Origin of the sequence: Algiphilus aromaticivorans DG1253, from assembly GCF_000733765.1 — a bacterium.
Lineage (GTDB): Bacteria > Pseudomonadota > Gammaproteobacteria > Nevskiales > Nevskiaceae > Algiphilus > Algiphilus aromaticivorans.
In genome coordinates this window covers 1,371,236-1,388,160 of sequence record NZ_JPOG01000001.1, presented here as the reverse complement: position 1 = coordinate 1,388,160, position 16,925 = coordinate 1,371,236, and the positions used below count along the sequence as shown (strand labels likewise).

The 16,925-nt window shown below is 65.4% G+C and carries 16 protein-coding genes; 6 read left to right on the top strand and 10 right to left on the bottom strand.

The genetic code is table 11. The annotated features are described in order from the left end of the window. Positions 1-36: 36 nt before the first annotated feature. From U743_RS06350 to U743_RS06340, 3 genes are all read right to left on the bottom strand, one after another. A complete protein-coding gene (locus tag U743_RS06350; RefSeq protein WP_043766517.1) occupies positions 37-531 on the bottom strand; it encodes a disulfide bond formation protein B in 495 nt (164 codons plus the stop codon). Positions 532-636: 105 nt separating this feature from the next. After that, positions 637-2,157 carry a fumarate hydratase gene (locus U743_RS06345; RefSeq protein WP_043766514.1) on the bottom strand — a complete coding sequence of 507 codons (1,521 nt, stop codon included), beginning with the start codon at positions 2,155-2,157 and terminating at the stop codon, positions 637-639. Positions 2,158-2,232: 75 nt separating this feature from the next. Further along, positions 2,233-3,603: a class II fumarate hydratase gene (locus U743_RS06340; protein WP_043766511.1), complete on the bottom strand. Its 1,371-nt coding sequence runs from the start codon at positions 3,601-3,603 to the stop codon at positions 2,233-2,235. Positions 3,604-3,725: 122 nt separating this feature from the next. Between U743_RS06340 and purB the strand changes: the two genes are divergently transcribed. Further along, a complete protein-coding gene (purB, locus tag U743_RS06335) occupies positions 3,726-5,093 on the top strand; it encodes an adenylosuccinate lyase (RefSeq protein WP_043766508.1) in 1,368 nt (455 codons plus the stop codon). Between the two features lie 131 nt (positions 5,094-5,224). Here the strand turns inward: purB and U743_RS06330 are convergent, their stop codons facing one another. The 6 genes from U743_RS06330 to ribA form a co-directional block, all read right to left on the bottom strand. Next, the gene (locus U743_RS06330) at positions 5,225-5,656 is read right to left on the bottom strand and encodes an acyl-CoA thioesterase (RefSeq protein ID WP_043766506.1); all 432 of its coding nucleotides are present in this window, start codon (positions 5,654-5,656) and stop codon (positions 5,225-5,227) included. Further along, positions 5,649-5,876, bottom strand: coding sequence for a DUF1289 domain-containing protein (locus tag U743_RS18685; protein WP_084191398.1), 228 nt, complete (start codon positions 5,874-5,876; stop codon positions 5,649-5,651). Before U743_RS18685 ends, U743_RS06330 begins: the two co-directional genes overlap by 8 nt. Before the next feature lie 74 nt (positions 5,877-5,950). Beyond that, complete coding sequence (locus U743_RS17975; protein WP_052367602.1) at positions 5,951-7,153, bottom strand: OmpA family protein; 1,203 nt, start codon at positions 7,151-7,153, stop codon at positions 5,951-5,953. A gap of 60 nt (positions 7,154-7,213) precedes the next feature. Beyond that, a complete protein-coding gene (locus U743_RS06320; protein WP_043766504.1) occupies positions 7,214-8,239 on the bottom strand; it encodes a quinone-dependent dihydroorotate dehydrogenase in 1,026 nt (341 codons plus the stop codon). After that, complete coding sequence (locus U743_RS06315; protein WP_052367601.1) at positions 8,232-10,232, bottom strand: AarF/UbiB family protein; 2,001 nt, start codon at positions 10,230-10,232, stop codon at positions 8,232-8,234. The genes U743_RS06320 and U743_RS06315 overlap by 8 nt, the downstream gene beginning before the upstream one ends. A 7-nt stretch (positions 10,233-10,239) precedes the next feature. Beyond that, a complete protein-coding gene (gene ribA / locus U743_RS06310; RefSeq protein WP_084191397.1) occupies positions 10,240-10,872 on the bottom strand; it encodes a GTP cyclohydrolase II in 633 nt (210 codons plus the stop codon). Positions 10,873-11,001: 129 nt separating this feature from the next. On the opposite strand from ribA, the gene U743_RS06305 reads away from it, so the two are divergent. The 5 genes from U743_RS06305 to gtfA are packed head-to-tail and all read left to right on the top strand — an operon-like array spanning position 11,002 to position 15,912. Next, complete coding sequence (locus U743_RS06305) at positions 11,002-11,628, top strand: hypothetical protein (RefSeq protein ID WP_043766501.1); 627 nt, start codon at positions 11,002-11,004, stop codon at positions 11,626-11,628. A gap of 9 nt (positions 11,629-11,637) precedes the next feature. After that, positions 11,638-12,702, top strand: coding sequence for a phosphotransferase family protein (locus tag U743_RS06300; RefSeq protein WP_043766499.1), 1,065 nt, complete (start codon positions 11,638-11,640; stop codon positions 12,700-12,702). A gap of 35 nt (positions 12,703-12,737) precedes the next feature. After that, on the top strand, positions 12,738-13,634 hold the full coding sequence (locus tag U743_RS06295; protein WP_043766497.1) for a bile acid:sodium symporter family protein: 897 nt from the start codon (positions 12,738-12,740) through the stop codon (positions 13,632-13,634). Positions 13,635-13,679: 45 nt separating this feature from the next. Beyond that, positions 13,680-14,441, top strand: a complete 762-nt coding sequence (locus tag U743_RS06290) for an SDR family oxidoreductase (protein WP_043766495.1) — start codon at positions 13,680-13,682, stop codon at positions 14,439-14,441. A 28-nt stretch (positions 14,442-14,469) separates the two neighbouring features. Continuing rightward, a complete protein-coding gene (gtfA, locus tag U743_RS06285; protein ID WP_043766493.1) occupies positions 14,470-15,912 on the top strand; it encodes a sucrose phosphorylase in 1,443 nt (480 codons plus the stop codon). A gap of 5 nt (positions 15,913-15,917) precedes the next feature. Here gtfA and U743_RS06280 read toward each other — a convergent pair whose 3' ends face one another. Next, complete coding sequence (locus tag U743_RS06280; protein ID WP_043766490.1) at positions 15,918-16,856, bottom strand: glutathione S-transferase family protein; 939 nt, start codon at positions 16,854-16,856, stop codon at positions 15,918-15,920. Between the last annotated feature and the right edge of the window lie 69 nt (positions 16,857-16,925).

The following is a 16,925-nucleotide window of genomic DNA, read 5'->3' as shown; positions in this document are numbered from 1 at the left end:
ACTCCCGGATATGCGTGGTAATGGGGTGAAAGGGGCTCAGCGATTGTCGGGGCGTGTGGCCAGCAGCGCGACACCGGCCCAGAGCACGAGCCCGACGAAACCGATCAGCGTCCACGCCGGCAGAGATATGCCAAGCCAGGCCGCATCGATGACCGCGCAGTTGCCGTCGCCGCGCAGTACCGTGGCGACGACATCCCAGAGCGGCAGGCTGTCCGTCAGAAAGTCGAGGGTCGGGCCGCAAGCCGGTACCTGATCCTCGGGCAGGCTCTGCAGCCAGACGTGGCGGCCCGCGATCGCCATCCCGGCCCCGGCGCTCAACCAGACCAGCAGCGCGTAGACCCAGCGACCGGTGCCCCTCGGCCCGTGCAACGCCGCGAGCAGAAAGACCAGGCCGGTGGCGATCATCGCCACGCGCTGGAAGATGCAGAGCGGACACGGCTCCAGGCCCTGCACATGCTCCAGCCACAGCGCGAAACCCATCGCGCCGACGGTAGCCAAGAATCCCAGCAAACTGAATAAGCGAAAGTTCATGTGACCCCGAGAGGTGGTTCAGCGAATAACTCCAGAATGCGGAGATTCAAGGGATTAATCTCTAGAAGGATCTGCGCCGATCTGCGAAATCTGCGGTTGAATGATTCAGGCGGTGACGACCGGAATCTTGCCGATGCGCGCCTGCCACTCGCGCGGGCCTGTCTGATGCACTGACTCGCCCTGGGCGTCCACGGCCACGGTCACGGGCATATCCGCGACCTCGAACTCGTAGATCGCCTCCATGCCGAGGTCTTCGAAACCAACCACCTTCGCCGAGCGGATGGCCTTGGAAACCAGGTAAGCCGCGCCACCGACAGCCATGAGATAGGCCGAGCCGTGAGCGCGGATAGCCGCGATGGCCTCGGGCCCGCGCTCCGCCTTGCCCACCATGGCGATGAGGCCGGTCTGCGACAGCATGGTTTCGGTGAACTTGTCCATGCGCGTGGCCGTGGTCGGACCCGCTGGGCCGACGGCCTCGTCGCGCACCGGATCCACCGGGCCGACGTAGTAGATCACGCGATTGGTGAAATCCACCGGCAGTTCCTCGCCACGGGCGAGCATGTCGGCGATGCGCTTGTGCGCGGCATCGCGGCCGGTGAGCATCTTGCCGTTGAGCAGCAGGGTCTGGCCCGGCTTCCAGCTGGCGACCTGTTCCGGCGTCAGCGTATCGAGATCGACGCGGGTGGCGACCTCGGTGTTCGCCTGCCAGGTGACGTCGGGCCAGTCCTCCAGCTTCGGCGGCGCCAGCGCGGCCGGCCCGCTGCCGTCCAGATGGAAGTGGACGTGCCGCGTGGCGGCGCAGTTCGGGATCATCGCCACCGGCAGATTGGCGGCGTGGGTCGGGTAGTCGAGAATCTTGACGTCGAGCACAGTGGTCAGTCCGCCCAGACCCTGCGCACCGATGCCCAGCGCGTTGACCTTCTCGTAGAGTTCCAGGCGCAGTTCCTCGACGCGGTTGCTGGGGCCGCGCGCGATCAGATCCTGGATGTCCACCGGCGCCATGATCGATTCCTTGGCCAGCAGCGCCGCCTTCTCGGGCGTGCCGCCGATGCCGATGCCGAGAATGCCCGGTGGGCACCAACCGGCGCCCATCGTCGGCACGGTCTTGAGCACCCAGTCGACGATGGAATCGGAAGGATTGAGCATGGCCAGCTTGCTCTTGGCCTCCGAGCCGCCACCCTTGGCCGCGCAGATGACCTCAACGTCATCGCCCGGCACGATCTCGTAGTGCACCACTGCCGGCGTGTTGTCACGCGTGTTCTGGCGCGCGCCGGCCGGGTCGCGCAGCACCGAGGCACGCAGGACGTTGTCCGGATTGCCGTAGGCGCGGCGCACGCCCTCGTCGACCATTTCCTGTACCGACAGGGTCGAATCCCACTGCACATTCATGCCGACCTTCAGGAAGACCAGCGCGATGCCGGTGTCCTGGCAGATCGGGCGACGGCCCTCGGCGCACATGCGCGAGTTGGTCAGGATCTGCGCGATGGCGTCGCGCGCTGCTGGCGATTCCTCGCGCTCATAGGCCGCACCCAGCGCCTGGATGTAGTCCTGCGGGTGGTAGTAGCTGATGTACTGGAAGGCGTCGGCGATGGAGGTGACGAAGTCGTCCTGGCGGATCGTAGTCATGCGGAACGGGCTCGCTGCTCGCTGAAAAGGGGTCGGTAGCAGTGCGACATGCTAGCCGATCACGGGCGTCGAGCCTCAGCCGGTCAAGCGGCGCGGATCCAGCAACTCGCGCAGCCGTGCCTCGTCCAGGCCACTGTCTTCCAGTGCCACCTCCATGACACTACGCCCCTCGGCGTAGGCGCGCTTGGCGATGGCCGCGCCGCGGTCATAGCCGATCTCGCGATTCAGCGCGGTAACCAGAATCGGATTGCGCTCCAGTGCGCGCGTCAGCGTCTCGGCGCGCACCTCGAAGTCGCGGATCACCGGGACCAGCGCACGGCAGCTCGTGGCCATCAAGCGGATCGACTCCAGCAGATTGTGTGCGATCACCGGCAGCATGACGTTGAGCTGGAAGTTGCCCGACTGGCCCGCAATGCCAACCGTGACGTCGTTGCCCATGACCTGGGCGGCGGCCATGGCGACGGCCTCGGGAATCACCGGATTCACCTTGCCGGGCATGATCGAGGAACCCGGCTGCAGCGCTGGCAGCGAGATCTCGCCTAGCCCGGCCAGCGGCCCCGAGTTCATCCAGCGCAGATCGTTGGCGAGCTTCATCTGCGCGGTGGCCAGCGCCTTGAGCTGTCCGGACACCTCGACGGCGGTGTCCTGACTGGCCAGCGCGCAGAGAGGGTCGCGCGCAGGCTGGAACGTCCAGCCTGTGCGCGCCGACAAGACCCGGCAGAAGGTCTGCGCGAAGCCGTCCGGCGCATTGACCCCGGTGCCCACCGCGGTGCCGCCCTGCGCCAGCTCGCGCAACCGGGGCAGGCTGGCGCGCAGCCGTTCGGCCGCCAGCTCCATCTGCGTCGCCCAGGCACCCGCCTCCTGATCGAGGCGCACCGGCATGGCATCCATCAGGTGGGTGCGGCCTGTCTTGACGAAGCCGGCCAGCGTGGTGGCTCGCTCGCGAATGCCGGCCGCGAGCCCGTCTAGGGCGGGCAACAGATCCTCCTCAAGAGCGAGCGTTGCGGCGACGTGGATGGTGGTCGGAATGACGTCGTTGGAGGACTGGCTGGCGTTGACGTGGTCGTTGGGGTGGATCGTCGCGCCGCTGTTGCGCGAGGCTATGCGCGCGATCACTTCGTTGGCATTCATGTTCGTGGAAGTGCCGGAGCCGGTCTGGAAGACATCCAGCGGGAAGGCGTCGTCCACCGCTCCGTCGGCTACCCGCTGCGCTGCTGCCGCGACGGCCTCGGCCGTCGCGGCCTCAAGCACGCCGTGCTCGCGGTTGGCCTCGGCGGCTGCGGCCTTGACCAGACCCAGGGCGCGCAGGAAGGCGCGCGGAAAGCGATGCCCCGAGATGGCGAAGTTGTCGAGCGCGCGCTGTGTCTGTGCACCCCATAAGGCATCGCGTGGCACGGCGACATCACCCATGGAGTCCTTCTCGATGCGAGTCGCTTGCTGTGTCATCCGGTGATCCTTGTCTTGGTCATGCGCCAGCGGCGTCGGCAGAAAAGCCAGCCTGCCTTAAAATGCCCGCCCCTGACAGCGCCACCCGGTGTTGTCCGGACCGCCCTCTTCCGGATGCCGCGATGCAACTGACTTCCCTGACTGCCCTCTCCCCCATTGACGGGCGCTACGCCGACAAGACCTGGGAGCTGCGCGAGATTTGCTCCGAATACGGCCTGATCCGCTTCCGCGTGCTAGTGGAGATCCGCTGGCTGGAGGCGCTCGCCGCCAGCCCCGAGATTCCGGAGGTCGTGCCGCTGTCCGAATCCGCGCAGGAGCGTCTGGAGCAGATCGCGGCCAACTTCGACGTCGACGAAGCCCAGCGCGTCAAGCAGATCGAGCAGACGACGAATCACGACGTCAAGGCCGTCGAGTACTACCTTAAGGAGCGAATCGGGCAACACGAGGAGTTGTCGAAGGTCAAGGAATTCATCCACTTCGCCTGTACCTCCGAGGACATCAATAACCTCGCCTACGCGTTGATGCTGCGCGAGTGCCGCGAGCGCGTGCTGCTGCCGGCGCTGGAGAAGATGACGGCGAAGCTCGCCGAACTCGCGCGCATGTACGCCGAGCAGCCCATGCTCTCGCGCACGCACGGCCAACCGGCCTCACCCACGACGCTGGGCAAGGAACTGGCAGTCTTCGTGCATCGCCTCGCCCGCCAGCGCCAACAGCTCGCCGATGTCCAGATCATGGGCAAGATCAATGGCGCAACAGGCAACTGGAACGCCCATATCGCGGCCTATCCGGAAGTCGACTGGCCAGCCTTCTCGGCCACCTTCATTGACGGCCTCGGCCTCTCCCAGACCCCGGCAACGACGCAGATCGAGCCGCACGACTTCATCGCCGAGTACTTCGACGCGCTGGCGCGCGCCAACACGGTTCTCATCGATTTCTGTCGCGATCTCTGGGGCTACATTTCGCTGGGATACTTCCGCCAGCGCATGGTCGATGGCGAGGTCGGCAGCTCGACCATGCCGCACAAGGTCAACCCCATCGACTTCGAAAACGCGGAGGGCAATCTCGGCATCGCCAACGCCATCCTCAACCATCTGGCGAGCAAACTCCCCATCTCGCGCTGGCAACGCGACCTGACCGATTCCACCACGCTGCGCAATCTGGGTGTCGGCATCGCGCACGGCGTGCTGGCCTATGAATCCATCGCCAAGGGCGCCGGCAAGCTGGAAGCGGACGCCTGGCGGCTCGGGCGCGATCTCAACGACAACTGGGAGGTTCTCGGCGAAGCCGTGCAGACCGTCATGCGTCGTTACGGTCTGCCCGAACCCTACGAGCAGCTCAAGCGCCTGACGCGAGGCCGCCGCATCGAGCGCGACGCGCTGCGCGACTTCATCCGCGAGCTGGATATTCCCGAGGCCGACCGCGAGCGCCTGCTGGCGCTGACACCCGACACCTACCTCGGCAACGCCGCGGACCAGGCGCGGGATATCTGAGCGCGAAAGCGTCGGATCTCGCAGATACGAAGGGCCGGGTCGTCCCGAGCCTGGTAGGTCGGGCTTCAGTCCGGCCTACAAGGATGCCAACGTGATCCGGTTGGCGAAGAGTTGGCCCTTACAGCTACCCGCTACTTCGCGGCATCCGGCAGCAGATAGGTCTGAAGCTTGGCGCGGACGCCGTCGGGGATCGGCAGCGTGGCCTGCTCGCGATAATCGAACCAGACGACGATGGCGCGGGTGCGCGCCACCGGCTCTCCGCCCGCGTGCATCAGGGCCTGCGTCTCGAAGCTCTTGCCGCCGATGCGGCTGATGCCGTAGTGCACGTCCAGATCGTTGGGGGCATGCAGCTGGGCGAGGAAATCGCAGCCGATGTGCGCCAGGATCAGGCCGTAGTCCTTCCAAAAGCGCGGATCGTCGGCCATCAGCTGGTTGAAGAAGCCCAAGCGCACATCCTCGTCATAGGTGAAGAAGCGGGCATTGTTGACGTGCCCGAGGCAATCCATATCGCCCCAGCGCACGGGCACGCTGACGCGGTGCGGTGGCTGTTGTAACTTATTCATCGCCCTGCTCCGTCTGATTGGCTGCAAGCGGCGCGTGCCCGCGCCGAGCGCGTACCGACGCAAGAATCTCCCGCCGGCGCCCTTCGTCGGCATGCGGCCATTCGGCGATCTCGGTACCGCTGCGCAGACAACCAACGCACAGTTGGCCGGCCGCATCGAGCGTGCACACGCCCGTGCACGGCGAGCTGACTGGCGTACTTGCGGTGGATTGTCGCGACATCGGCGGAATCTCCGGGGCTTGCAATAGAAAGGGCGGCCCTGAGGCCGCCCCGTCGTCCATCCTTGCGATGGGGCTCAGTCGAGATAGAGCCAGAAGGTCACACGGCGATTCTCCTGCCGTCCCTCTTCGGTTTCATTGCTCGCAACCGGTTGGCTCTCGCCGCGACCGGTCGTATCCATACGGCTACCGTCGACCCCCATCGAGGTCAGATACGTCTTGACGGAGGCCGCGCGCTGATCGGAGAGCGTCTGGTTGTAGTCATCGGCGCCCTGACTATCGGTGTGGCCGATGATCTCGACGGTGAGATCCTGCTGCCCTTCCAGCATCGCCGCCACGTCGCCGAGGACTTCTCGCGCATCCGGGGTCAGGCGGGCGGTGTCCAGATCGAAGGTCAGGCGCGGAATAACCAGCGGCTGCGGCTCGGCACAACCAGCCGTGTTGACCGTCACACCTTCGTAGGTATCCGGGCAGGCGTCATCGACATCGGCCACGCCGTCACCATCGGCATCGCTCTGCGCCTGCTGAACCGGGCAGCCGCTGTCGTCGACCTCGACGCCTGCCTGCGTGCCGGGGCACTGGTCGCGCGTATCGTCGACACCGTCATCGTCCGAATCGCTGCGGCAATCGGTACGGCCAGTGACGGGATCGACCACGGCGACTTCGCATTCCTCTTCCTCGGGGAGCGGCTCGTCCGGCTCGCTCTCACCGAAGAAGGGCGTCAGCGGAACCTGCAGGCCGACCAGGAAGCGATAGTCGAGCAGGAGATTCGAGCCCGGTGCGGACAGCGACTGGTGCTGGCCAACGAGGCGGAACTCGGTGCGCAGGCCCATGCCCCATAGCGGAAGCCCCATGAGCGCGCCACCGCCGACATTCGCCATCGGCCGAATTTCTGTATCACCCTGCACATCGTCGCGAACAGCGCCAATACCTGCCAGGGCATAGGGCGTCACGTCGTTGCGCGACAGGAAGCTGATGCCGCCGAAATCACGTACCAAATCCACCGTAATGCCGGCGTGGTAGTCATCCTCGCCGTCGATATCGCGCTCGAAACCACCGTTGAAGAAGGACAGTTCCAACGCCGTGTCCTCCCATGCCAGCGGCAGGCCGAAGGTCAGCTGGTAGCCGAAATCGTCGTCCCAGTTGCGCTCGCTGTCGACGATGGTATAGCTGCCGAAGCCGGCGGCGTAAGGAATCTCGTTATCGGGCGTGTTGACAGCTTGTGCCGTCCCGGTAGCCGCGACCAGCACGGCTGCAGCAAGAACTTTGTTGAGTTGCATGAAGGTTTCTCCCTGTCGTTATCAAATCATTGTGCCGGCTGTGAGCAGGCATTGCCAGCGTTACGAGACCTTGTCGCGAAGCGCTCGCGCCAGCCGTGCCGGCAGCCCGGGCCCTTCGTAGACGATGCCCGTGTAGAGCTGGATCAGGTCGGCGCCGTCGGCGATGCGCTGGTGCGCGGCCGCCGGGCTGTCGATGCCACCAACACCGATGATCGGGAAGTCCGCGCCGCAGGCCGCCCGCAAGCTCTTCAGTGCCGTCGCTGCCAGCGGAGCCAGCGGCACCCCGGATAAGCCGCCCGCCTCCTTCGCCACTTTCGCTGACAGCCCCGGAGGGCGCTCGATGGTGGTATTGGTGGCGATCAGCCCATCCATTCCACGCTCGCGGGCGGCCAGCGCGATACGGTGCTGAGCGGCATCGGCCAGATCCGGCGCAACCTTGAGCAGCACCGGCGTGCGTGCGCCCTGGGCGTCGGCCAGCCGTTCGCGCTCCTGCGCAATAGTGTCGAGCAGCACGATCAGCGCCTGCTCGTCCTGCAGATCGCGCAGCCCTGGCGTGTTCGGCGAGGAGACATTGACGGTGATGTAATCCGCTGTGGCGTGGGCGCGCCGAAGGCAGTAGACGTAGTCCTCGGCGGCGCGCTCGACCGGCGTATCGCGGTTCTTGCCGATATTGACACCCACCACGCATTCCCGCGGCTCGCTTTCCAGCCGGCGAACGGCCGCGTCGATACCGGCGTTGTTGAAGCCCAGCCGATTGATCACCGCCCTTGCGGCGACGTCGCGGAACAACCGCGGTTTCGGATTGCCGGGCTGCGGACGTGGCGTCAGCGTTCCGACTTCGACGAAGCCGAAGCCCAGCCGCGCGAAGGCGCGAACTGCGCGTGCATCCTTGTCCATGCCAGCGGCGAGTCCGACGCGGTTGCGAAAGCGCAGGCCCAAGCACTCGACAGGGTCCACGACCGGCTCTCCTATCCAGCCAGCCGCGGCCGGAGCGGCAGCGAGCGCGCGCACCGTCAGCCAGTGCGCCCGCTCGGCATCCAGCCGGAAGACGAGCGGACGCAGTGCGGTGAAGAAGGCATCAGCCATGGCGATAGCGTCCTTCGGTGGGTGGTCCCGGCTGACTCGGTGCCGGCAACGCCGCCGGTCGTGCGGCGGGCTGCAGTGCCAGCCGGCCGCGCAGCGCACGCAGCTCCATTCGCACGCGGTCGCGCGAGTACAGAAACGGCAGGCGCAGCACGCCACCAATGAGATCGCGCAGTAACCGCCGACGCGGCTCACCCTCGTAGAGCGCCCCAAAGCTGCCGGCAGCCGCCATCAACGCGCGCGACAGGTGCGTGTAGTCCCCCTTCACCACCAGGCCGAGATGCTGTGTGTTCGAGATGAGGTGAAGAATCGCCTGCCCGCGCTGGCGCAAGCCCTCGACACCGCCACGATGCAGCTCCTGCAGCAGGTTGCGCGCCTTCAGCGGCCGGATATCGCGCTTGGCCAGCGTTTCGGCGAGCAGGGCGCGGATCTCGGCGCGGCGCCCGGCGTTGGCCTGCGGCGAAGTGCTCATGCGGATCAGTGCATCGGTGAGCAGGTCGACGTCGGCCAGGCAGGCGCCCGAGACGTAATCCCAGACTGCGTCCCACTTGCCGTCCAGCGGCACGGTGTTGCCCCAGTCGATGAGATAGAGCGCGTTATCCGAACCGATCATGATGTTGCCGGGATGCAGGTCGCCATGCATCTCGCGATACACCAGCGCGTGATGCAGGATCGTGTACAGCAGGCGTTCGGCAACCTGCGCACGAAAGCGCTTGCGTGCTGCGGGCGTCTGCCGGCGCAGCGCGCGCACCAGGCTCTCGCCGTCCGCGAGGAACTCCATCTCCAGGATGCGCCGCGAGCTGCCGTATAGCGCCGGCACGCGCCATACACCGGTGTTCTGGGCACGGGCGTGGAAACGCACCTGATTGGCCGCTTCGTCCTCGAAATCGAGCTCCTGCAGGAAGCCGGCAACGAACTCGTCGACCTGCTCCTGCAGCGCGCGCAGGAAGGGGGCGAGCTTGGAATGAGGCGCCCAGTACTGACTGGACAGAATGGCCAGGCCGATCACCAGTTTACCGATGGCGAACTCGCGGTCGATATGGTGCCGCCCGACCTTGACGACGATGGGCCGCAGCACCTCCATGCCGTTCTCGACGAAAGGCTTCTTGGCCAGATAGACCGAGCCGATGGAACCCGAGCGCAGCGGCTTCTCGGCGTCGAAGCCCATATAGAGATCGTGCGGCGACTTGCCGAAGCTCTCCTGGAAGGCCTGCTCGACCTCCTCCGGGCTCATCGGCGCGACATCCTCGTGGAAGACTGCCAGCTCGCGCGCGATCTCCTCAGGAAGGAAATCGCTATTGGCGGCAGCAACCTGCGCCATCTTGATGAAGAAGGGCCCGAATTCACGCACCATGCTGGCGACGATCTGCGCCTGAGCCTGGAAGTCCTTGGGGTCGGCCTGGAAGAAGGGACGCACCCAGCGCAGGGCGCGCAGCTGGCGCCGGACAATGACGATGTCCTCGCGCACGGTCGCGGCGCGGCGCAGCAACTCCTGCAACTGCCACTGATTGAAGCGGCGCCCCGCCTTGAGGATGTTCACGACCTCTGTCAGCAGCGGCTCATAGGTGCTGATCACCAGCCGCACCATGTCCAGCGACATTTCGCCGAGGCCCTTGATCTCTTCGCTGGAGAACAGCTCCTCGAAGAAAAGCCAGAACTCGTCGATCAGTGCCTGCGGTACGGGGACGGGGCTGCGTTGCAGCAGCTGATCGACGACGAAGCGGATCAGGTCCTCGGTGGACTGCTCGTCCGGGATCAGGCGCCGCGTACGCAGGTGGTCAGTGATGCGCTCCAGCGAGCGCGTGGCCGGATGCGCGTAGAGCCCCTCAAAGACGGTATCCACCGCCTGCGACAGCTCGTCCCGCGTGACATCGTGCTCGTGCGCGAGCAAGTGAAGCAGCGGCGAGAAGGCGCGCGACAGACGGTAGGTCTGCACCGTCAGCGCGCCCAGCTCACCGAGCACGCCGCGCCGAGCTTTCTGGACTTCGCGCGTCACGGCAGTTTCACTCGCTCTGCATCAGGTGCCCGAGGCGGCCGGCCTTGGTCGTCAGATAGTTCTCATTGTGCGGATTGCGCCCACACTCGATCGGGACGCGCTGGACGATCTCAATGCCGGCTTCCTCCAGCGCCGCGATCTTGCGCGGGTTGTTGGTCATAAGCCGCGCCGCGCGTACACCCAGGTCGGCGAGGATCTCCAGCGCGATGCCGTAGTCGCGGGCGTCGGGCGGAAAGCCCAGCCGCACGTTGGCTTCCACGGTGTCATGTCCCTGGTCCTGCAGCGCGTAGGCCCGAATCTTGTTGGCCAGGCCGATGCCTCGCCCTTCCTGGCGCAAATAGAGCAGCACACCACGGCCTTCCACGGCGATCCGCTGCAGCGCGTGCTCCAGCTGGAAACCACAGTCGCAGCGCAGCGAGAAGAGCGCGTCGCCGGTCAAGCATTCGGAATGAATGCGCAGCAGGGGGGCCTCTTCGCCGCTGCCGTGGATATCACCCAGCGTGATGGCAAGGTGTTCCTTGCCCTCGTCATCGGCGTAGACCGAAAGATCGAAGGTGGCGAAGGGGGTGGGCAGCCGGGAGCGCGCTTGCGCCTGGCGCGGGGGCGGCGCCGGTGATTCTCCAGCCTTGTGCTCGCTCAAGAGGGTCTCCGTTTTCTGGCTCGCGCGCCAAGCGCGCGCGGCAATGCGCGTTATTATCGCTGCGTGCTCGGGTGCGTGCTGGCAATCGGCGTACTCGTTCGGCTTCGCAACACAACAGGAGGGAGACCCATGGCGAATACGATCGTCCGTTCATTCTTAGTTCTAGCCTGCATTGCCGCCGTCGCATTTGTTGTATTCACGGGGCTGCAGACCGTCTTCGCCGACGAGGGCTCAACGCGGACCGGCCCGACGCGCGCGGAGCAGCTGGATCGCATTTTCGAGGAAGCGGGCGTACCGCCCGGTGAATCGGCAGAGGCCTCGGAGGACGCCGCACTTTCCGACCCCTACCGCAATCCTGTGGGTATCGCGCAGACCGGGCCGGCACACGGCTCGCTACTGGCGGTCGCTGCGGGCGAGCATCCCCCCGCCACCGCCGTGCGCCGCTGGTGGCCAGCCGAACCCGCGCAGAGCGGCTTCGGCATTCGTCACGTCGGTCCGCTGAGTGGCGAGCAGGCGATTGCCATTCTTTTCCACGGTGCGGTGCACGCCGACGACCTCGCCGATCACGTCACGGTCCGCGACGCCACCGGCAATACCCTGGATGCGCAGTGGCAGGTACCGGAGAACAACAGCCGCATCGCAACCCTGCCAGTGCCGGAGAGTGGTCGCTACACGCTGATCGTTGATGGCCAGCTCGCCGATGTTCGCGGCCGCGCTCTGGGCGCGAACATGCATGGCCCCGTCTTCGTTCAATAGGAGCGCCACGTGAGCAACCGCTTCGTCGACCGCCCCGAAGCCGTCCGCAGCGAGGATGCTCTTGATCTGGAGCGCCTTCTCCCCTGGTTGCACGAGCACATCCCCGACCTTCCCGAAGGCGAGCCGGAAACCGCGCAATACCCCGGCGGGGCCAGCAACATCACCTACGCCCTGGACTTCGGCAGACGCACACTGATTCTGCGCCGCCCGCCCTTCGGCACGCGGCCCAAGTCCGGTCACGACATGGGGCGCGAGTACCGCGTCATGTCCGGGCTGCACGGCCATTTCCCGGTACCCGAGCCGCTGGCTGAGTGCGAGGATGAATCCGTCATCGGCGCCCCTTTCTACGTCATGGAAAAGCTGGAGGGAATCATCCTCCGGCGCGACCTGCCCGAGGGCATGACGCTGGACGCACCGGCCGCCAGCCGCCTGTGCCAGGCCTTCTGGCAGACGCTCATTGATCTGCACCAGTTGGATCCGGCGCAGGTAGGCCTCACCGACCTCGGCCGGCCGGAAGGCTATGTCGGGCGCCAGGTGCGCGGCTGGAACGAGCGCTACGAGCGGGCGACCACCGAGGATGCCCCGGAAGCGAGCGCCATCATGCGCTGGCTCGACGAGAATCAGCGACCAGAGAACGGCCGCGCCAGCCTGATCCACAACGATTACCGCTTCGACAACGTCGTGCTTTCACCCGACGAGCAGCTGCGCATCATCGGTGTGCTGGACTGGGAGATGTGCACAGTGGGCGATCCGCAGCTCGATCTCGGCTGCGCGCTGGCCTACTGGATCGAAGCCGGGGATGACGATGAGCTCGCCGCGTTGCGCATGCAGCCCTCGCATCTGCCGGGAATGATGACGCGCGACGAGGTGATCGCCTTCTATGAGAAGCAGACCGGGCAGAAGGTGGAAGATCCCGCCTTTCTCATCGCCTTCGGCCTGTTTCGCCTGGGCGTGATCGCGCAGCAGATCTACTACCGCTACGCGGCCGGCCAGACGAGCAACCCCCGCTATCGCGACTTCGGCCCGATGGTGCATCTGCTGGTCAAGCGCGCCGCGCACGTCGCCGGCATCTAGACCCCAACTCTCCCGCCCCTCTTCCGGAGCCTCGCTTGGAAAGCTCGCTGCTGATCGATATCGGCCTACCGCTGGCGCTCTTCGTCATCATGACCGGCATCGGGCTGACGCTGCGCCCGCGTGATTTCCGTGAAATCGTGGTCTACCCGCGCGCGACGAGCTTCGGGACGGCGGCGCAGGTAGTGCTCATGCCACTCATCGCGCTGGCGCTGGCGTGGGTGCTACCCATGGACCCGGCGCTGGCGGTGGGCCTGGTCGTCATCGCCGCTTGCCCGGGCGGGACGACCTCCAACATCTTCACCTTCTTCGCGCGCGGCAATGTGGCGCTATCCATCACGCTGACCGTCACCGCCAGCCTGATCACGGTGCTGAGCCTGCCGCTGATCATCAACCTGGCGCTTCAGCTCTTCCCGCTGCGGCCCGATCTCGCCGAGGCTGCGGCCGAGCTGCGCCTGCCCTTCCTGCGCACCGTCGGCACCCTCGGCGCTATCGTCATCCTGCCTGTAGCCATTGGTATGGCGCTGCGCGGCTGGAAGCCGGCGTTGGCGGCACGTGCCGAGCGCGTCGTCGGTGCCTTCGGTCTCATCGTACTGGCCGTGCTCATCGTGCTGATCGTTGCCCAGCTCGGCGCCGACGCCATACCAATGTTCCGCGACGCCGGCATTGCCGTGGCGCTGCTCAATATCGCGGGAATCGTTATGGGGCTGTTCGGCGGCGCCTTCGTCGGACTCAGCCCGCGCGATGCGCTGACCTGCGCCATGGAGCTGGGCATCAAGAACGGCACCCTGGGCCTGCTCATCACTCTGACGCTGCTGGAATCACCGGCGATGTCGGTGCCGTCGGCGGTCTACGGAGTGCTGATGTTCGGCTTTGGTACCGTCCTGATCGTGATCGGCCGTCGGCGCCTGCCACCTCTACCCGTCGCGACCTGACCGCTTCCACCTCAAACAACCGGGGCCAACGCCCAGGGAGACGCCATGCATAAACTTTTCGACCTCAGCGACCGGGTTGCCCTCGTCACCGGCGCCTCCAGAGGCATCGGCGAAGCCACCGCCCGCCTGCTCGCCGAGCACGGCGCTCACGTCATCATCTCCAGCCGCAAGCAGGAAGCCTGTGACGCCGTCGCCGAATCGATCCGTTCCGCCGGTGGCAAGGCGACGGCCATCGCCGCGCACCAAGGCACCCCAGAGGCGCTGGAGGACCTTGTCGCGCGCGCTGAAAGCGAGGCCGGGCCGATCCGCATCCTCGTCAACAACGCGGCGACCAACCCCTACTTCGGGCACATCGCGGATACCGACCTCAATATGGTCGACAAGACGCTGCAGGTGAACATCCGCGGCTATTTCGACCTGTCGTCCCGCGTCGCGCACCGAATGCGCGAGCACGGCGGTGGCGCCATCGTGAATATCGCCAGCATCAACGGTGTGCGCCCGGCGGTCGATCAAGGCATCTACTCCATCACCAAGGCTGCCGTCATCAATATGACGCAGGCCTTCGCCAAGGAGTGCGCCGACTGGGGCATTCGTTGCAACTGCGTGTTGCCAGGGCTGACCGAGACGAAGTTCGCCAGCGCGCTGACCCGTGACGAGGAGCAACTGGAACGATTCCTGCGATACATCCCGATGAAGCGCACGGCCCAACCCGAAGAGATCGCGCCGGCCGTGCTCTACCTGGCCTCGGACGCATCCAGCTATGTTACCGGCACCTCCTTGACCGTCGACGGCGGCTACCTGAGCTGACCCCCATTCCATCCCACATTCCTCGCCCATGATCCTGCGCAACCTGCCTCACCTCATCGCCTATCCGGACCGGATGGGCAGCAGCATCAGCGACCTGCACAAGGTGATGCGCGAGCATTTCCCGCGCTGCTTCGGCGGCGTGCACCTGCTGCCGCCCTTTCCCTCCAATGCCGACGGTGGGTTTTCGCCATTGACGCATCGCGAGATCGACCCGCGCTACGGCAGCTGGGAGGAAGTCGAGGCACTGGCTGCCGAGTACGACCTCTGCCTGGATCTGGTGCTGAATCACATCGCCGACGAATCGCCAGAGTTCAAGGATTTCCTGGCCAACGGCCGCGACAGCCGCTACGCCGAGCTCTTCGTCGACGTTGACGCCCTCGGCGAGATCACATCCGACGACCTCGCGAAGATCCACATTCGCAAGGAGAAGGAGCCCTTCCGCGAGGTTACCCTGGCCAATGGCGAGAAGAAGCGCGTCTGGTGCACCTTCACCGAGAAGCAGGTCGACCTGAATTACGACGCCGAGGCGACCTACGATTTCATGGAGGAAAACCTCCGCGTCATGACCGGTCATGGCGTCAAGCTGTTCCGGCTCGATGCCTTCGGCTACACCACCAAGAAGATCGGCACGAGCTGCTTCCTGGTCGAGCCCGATGTCTACGACATCCTGGGTTGGTTTCACCGCACCGCCAACCGCATGGGCGCCGAAGTGCTGCCCGAGGTGCACGACCATTCCAGCTACCAGTTCGCCATCGGCATGCGCGGGATGCGGCCCTACGGCTTTGCGCTGCCGCCGCTGTTGCTCTACTCCCTGCTCGATGCCAACAGCGTGCATCTGAAGAACTGGCTGCGCGTCTGCCCGCGCAACCAGATCACGGTGCTGGACACCCACGACGGCATCTGCATTCCGGACGTCGAGGGCATCCTGCCTGCCGACAAGATCCAGGCCGTCATCGACAATGTCTCGCAGCGCAGCGCCGATCCGATCCTGCGGCGATCAGCGGCAAATGTGCACAGCGTGGGGGCGATCTATCAGCTTACCTGCACCTTCTACGACGCCCTCAAGCAGAACGACGACGCCTATATTGCCGCGCGCGCCATCCAGCTCTTCGCGCCAGGCATTCCGCAGATCTACTACGTCGGTCTGCTCGCGGGCACCAATGACGAGGAATTGATGGAGCACACCGGCGAGCTGCGCGACATCAATCGCACCTATTTCGACCTGGAAGCGGTGGCCGAGGCCACCGAGAAGCCGGTAGTGCGTCGACTGATCCAGCTTCTGGAATTCCGCTGCTCGCATCCGGCCTTTCGCGGCACGTTCGAGTTGGTCTATTCGAATGACACCAGCGTCAGCATGCAGTGGAAGAACGGCGACGCGAAGGCCCTGCTCTTCGTCGACCTCAATTTCAAGAAAACCACCGTGCGCTACCGCGATGAGCGCACCGGCCGGATGATCTCACGCATCTTCTGAGAGTCTTAGACGAGAGGATCCGGGCCCAGCGGCACCACGCGCGTTGGATTGATCGTCGCGTGGCTGTAGTAGTAATGCTGTTTGCACTGCTCCAGATCCACCGTTTCGGAGACACCCGGCACAGCCAGCAGCGCGTGCAGATAGCGATACAGCGCCGGGTAGTCACGGATGCGCCGCTTGTTGCACTTGAAGTGGCCATAGTAGACGGCGTCGAAGCGCATCAGCGTGGTGAACAGCCGCCAGTCCGCCTCGGTCAGATGCTCGCCGCATAGCCAGCGCTGCGCCTGCAGCCGCGCCTCCAGCTCGTCGAGCGCGCCGAAGAGTTCGTGGAAGGGCTTCTCGTAGGCTTCCTGGGTTGTCGCGAAGCCGCAGCGATAAACGCCATTGTTGACGCTGTCGTAGACGAGGCCATTGATCGAATCGATGTCGCCGCGCAGCGCCTCGGGATAATAGTCGTCGCGATTACCGGTGATGTCGTCGAAGGCGCTGTTAAACATCCGGATGATCTCGGCCGACTCGTTCGAGACGATGGTGTCGCGCTGCTTGTCCCACAGCACCGGCACGGTCACGCGTCCGCTGTAGTCCGGCTTGACGTGTGTATAGAGCTGGTAATGAAAGTGATAGCCGTGCAGCGGCTCGGGCTCCGGCCGATACTCCCAGCCGTTGCTCAGCATGTGCGGATGCACCACCGTGACACCGATGTGCGGCTCCAGCGCCTTGATCTTGCGGAAGATCAGCGTGCGGTGCGCCCACGGGCAGGCCATCGAGACATAGAGGTGATAGCGACCGGATTCGGCGGCGAAGCCGCCCTCGCCGCTCGGTCCCGGGCTGCCATCGGCGGTCACCCAATGGCGGAAGCCCGCATCCTCGCGTCGGAAGGCACCGCCGGTGCTCTCGGTGTCGTACCACTCGTCGTACCAAACGCCGTCAACGAGCCTGCCCATGATCTGCTCCTATGAGGTTGGTCGATACCGGGAGATTGAAGGCCCCGGCGCCACCGCCCGCTACAATAG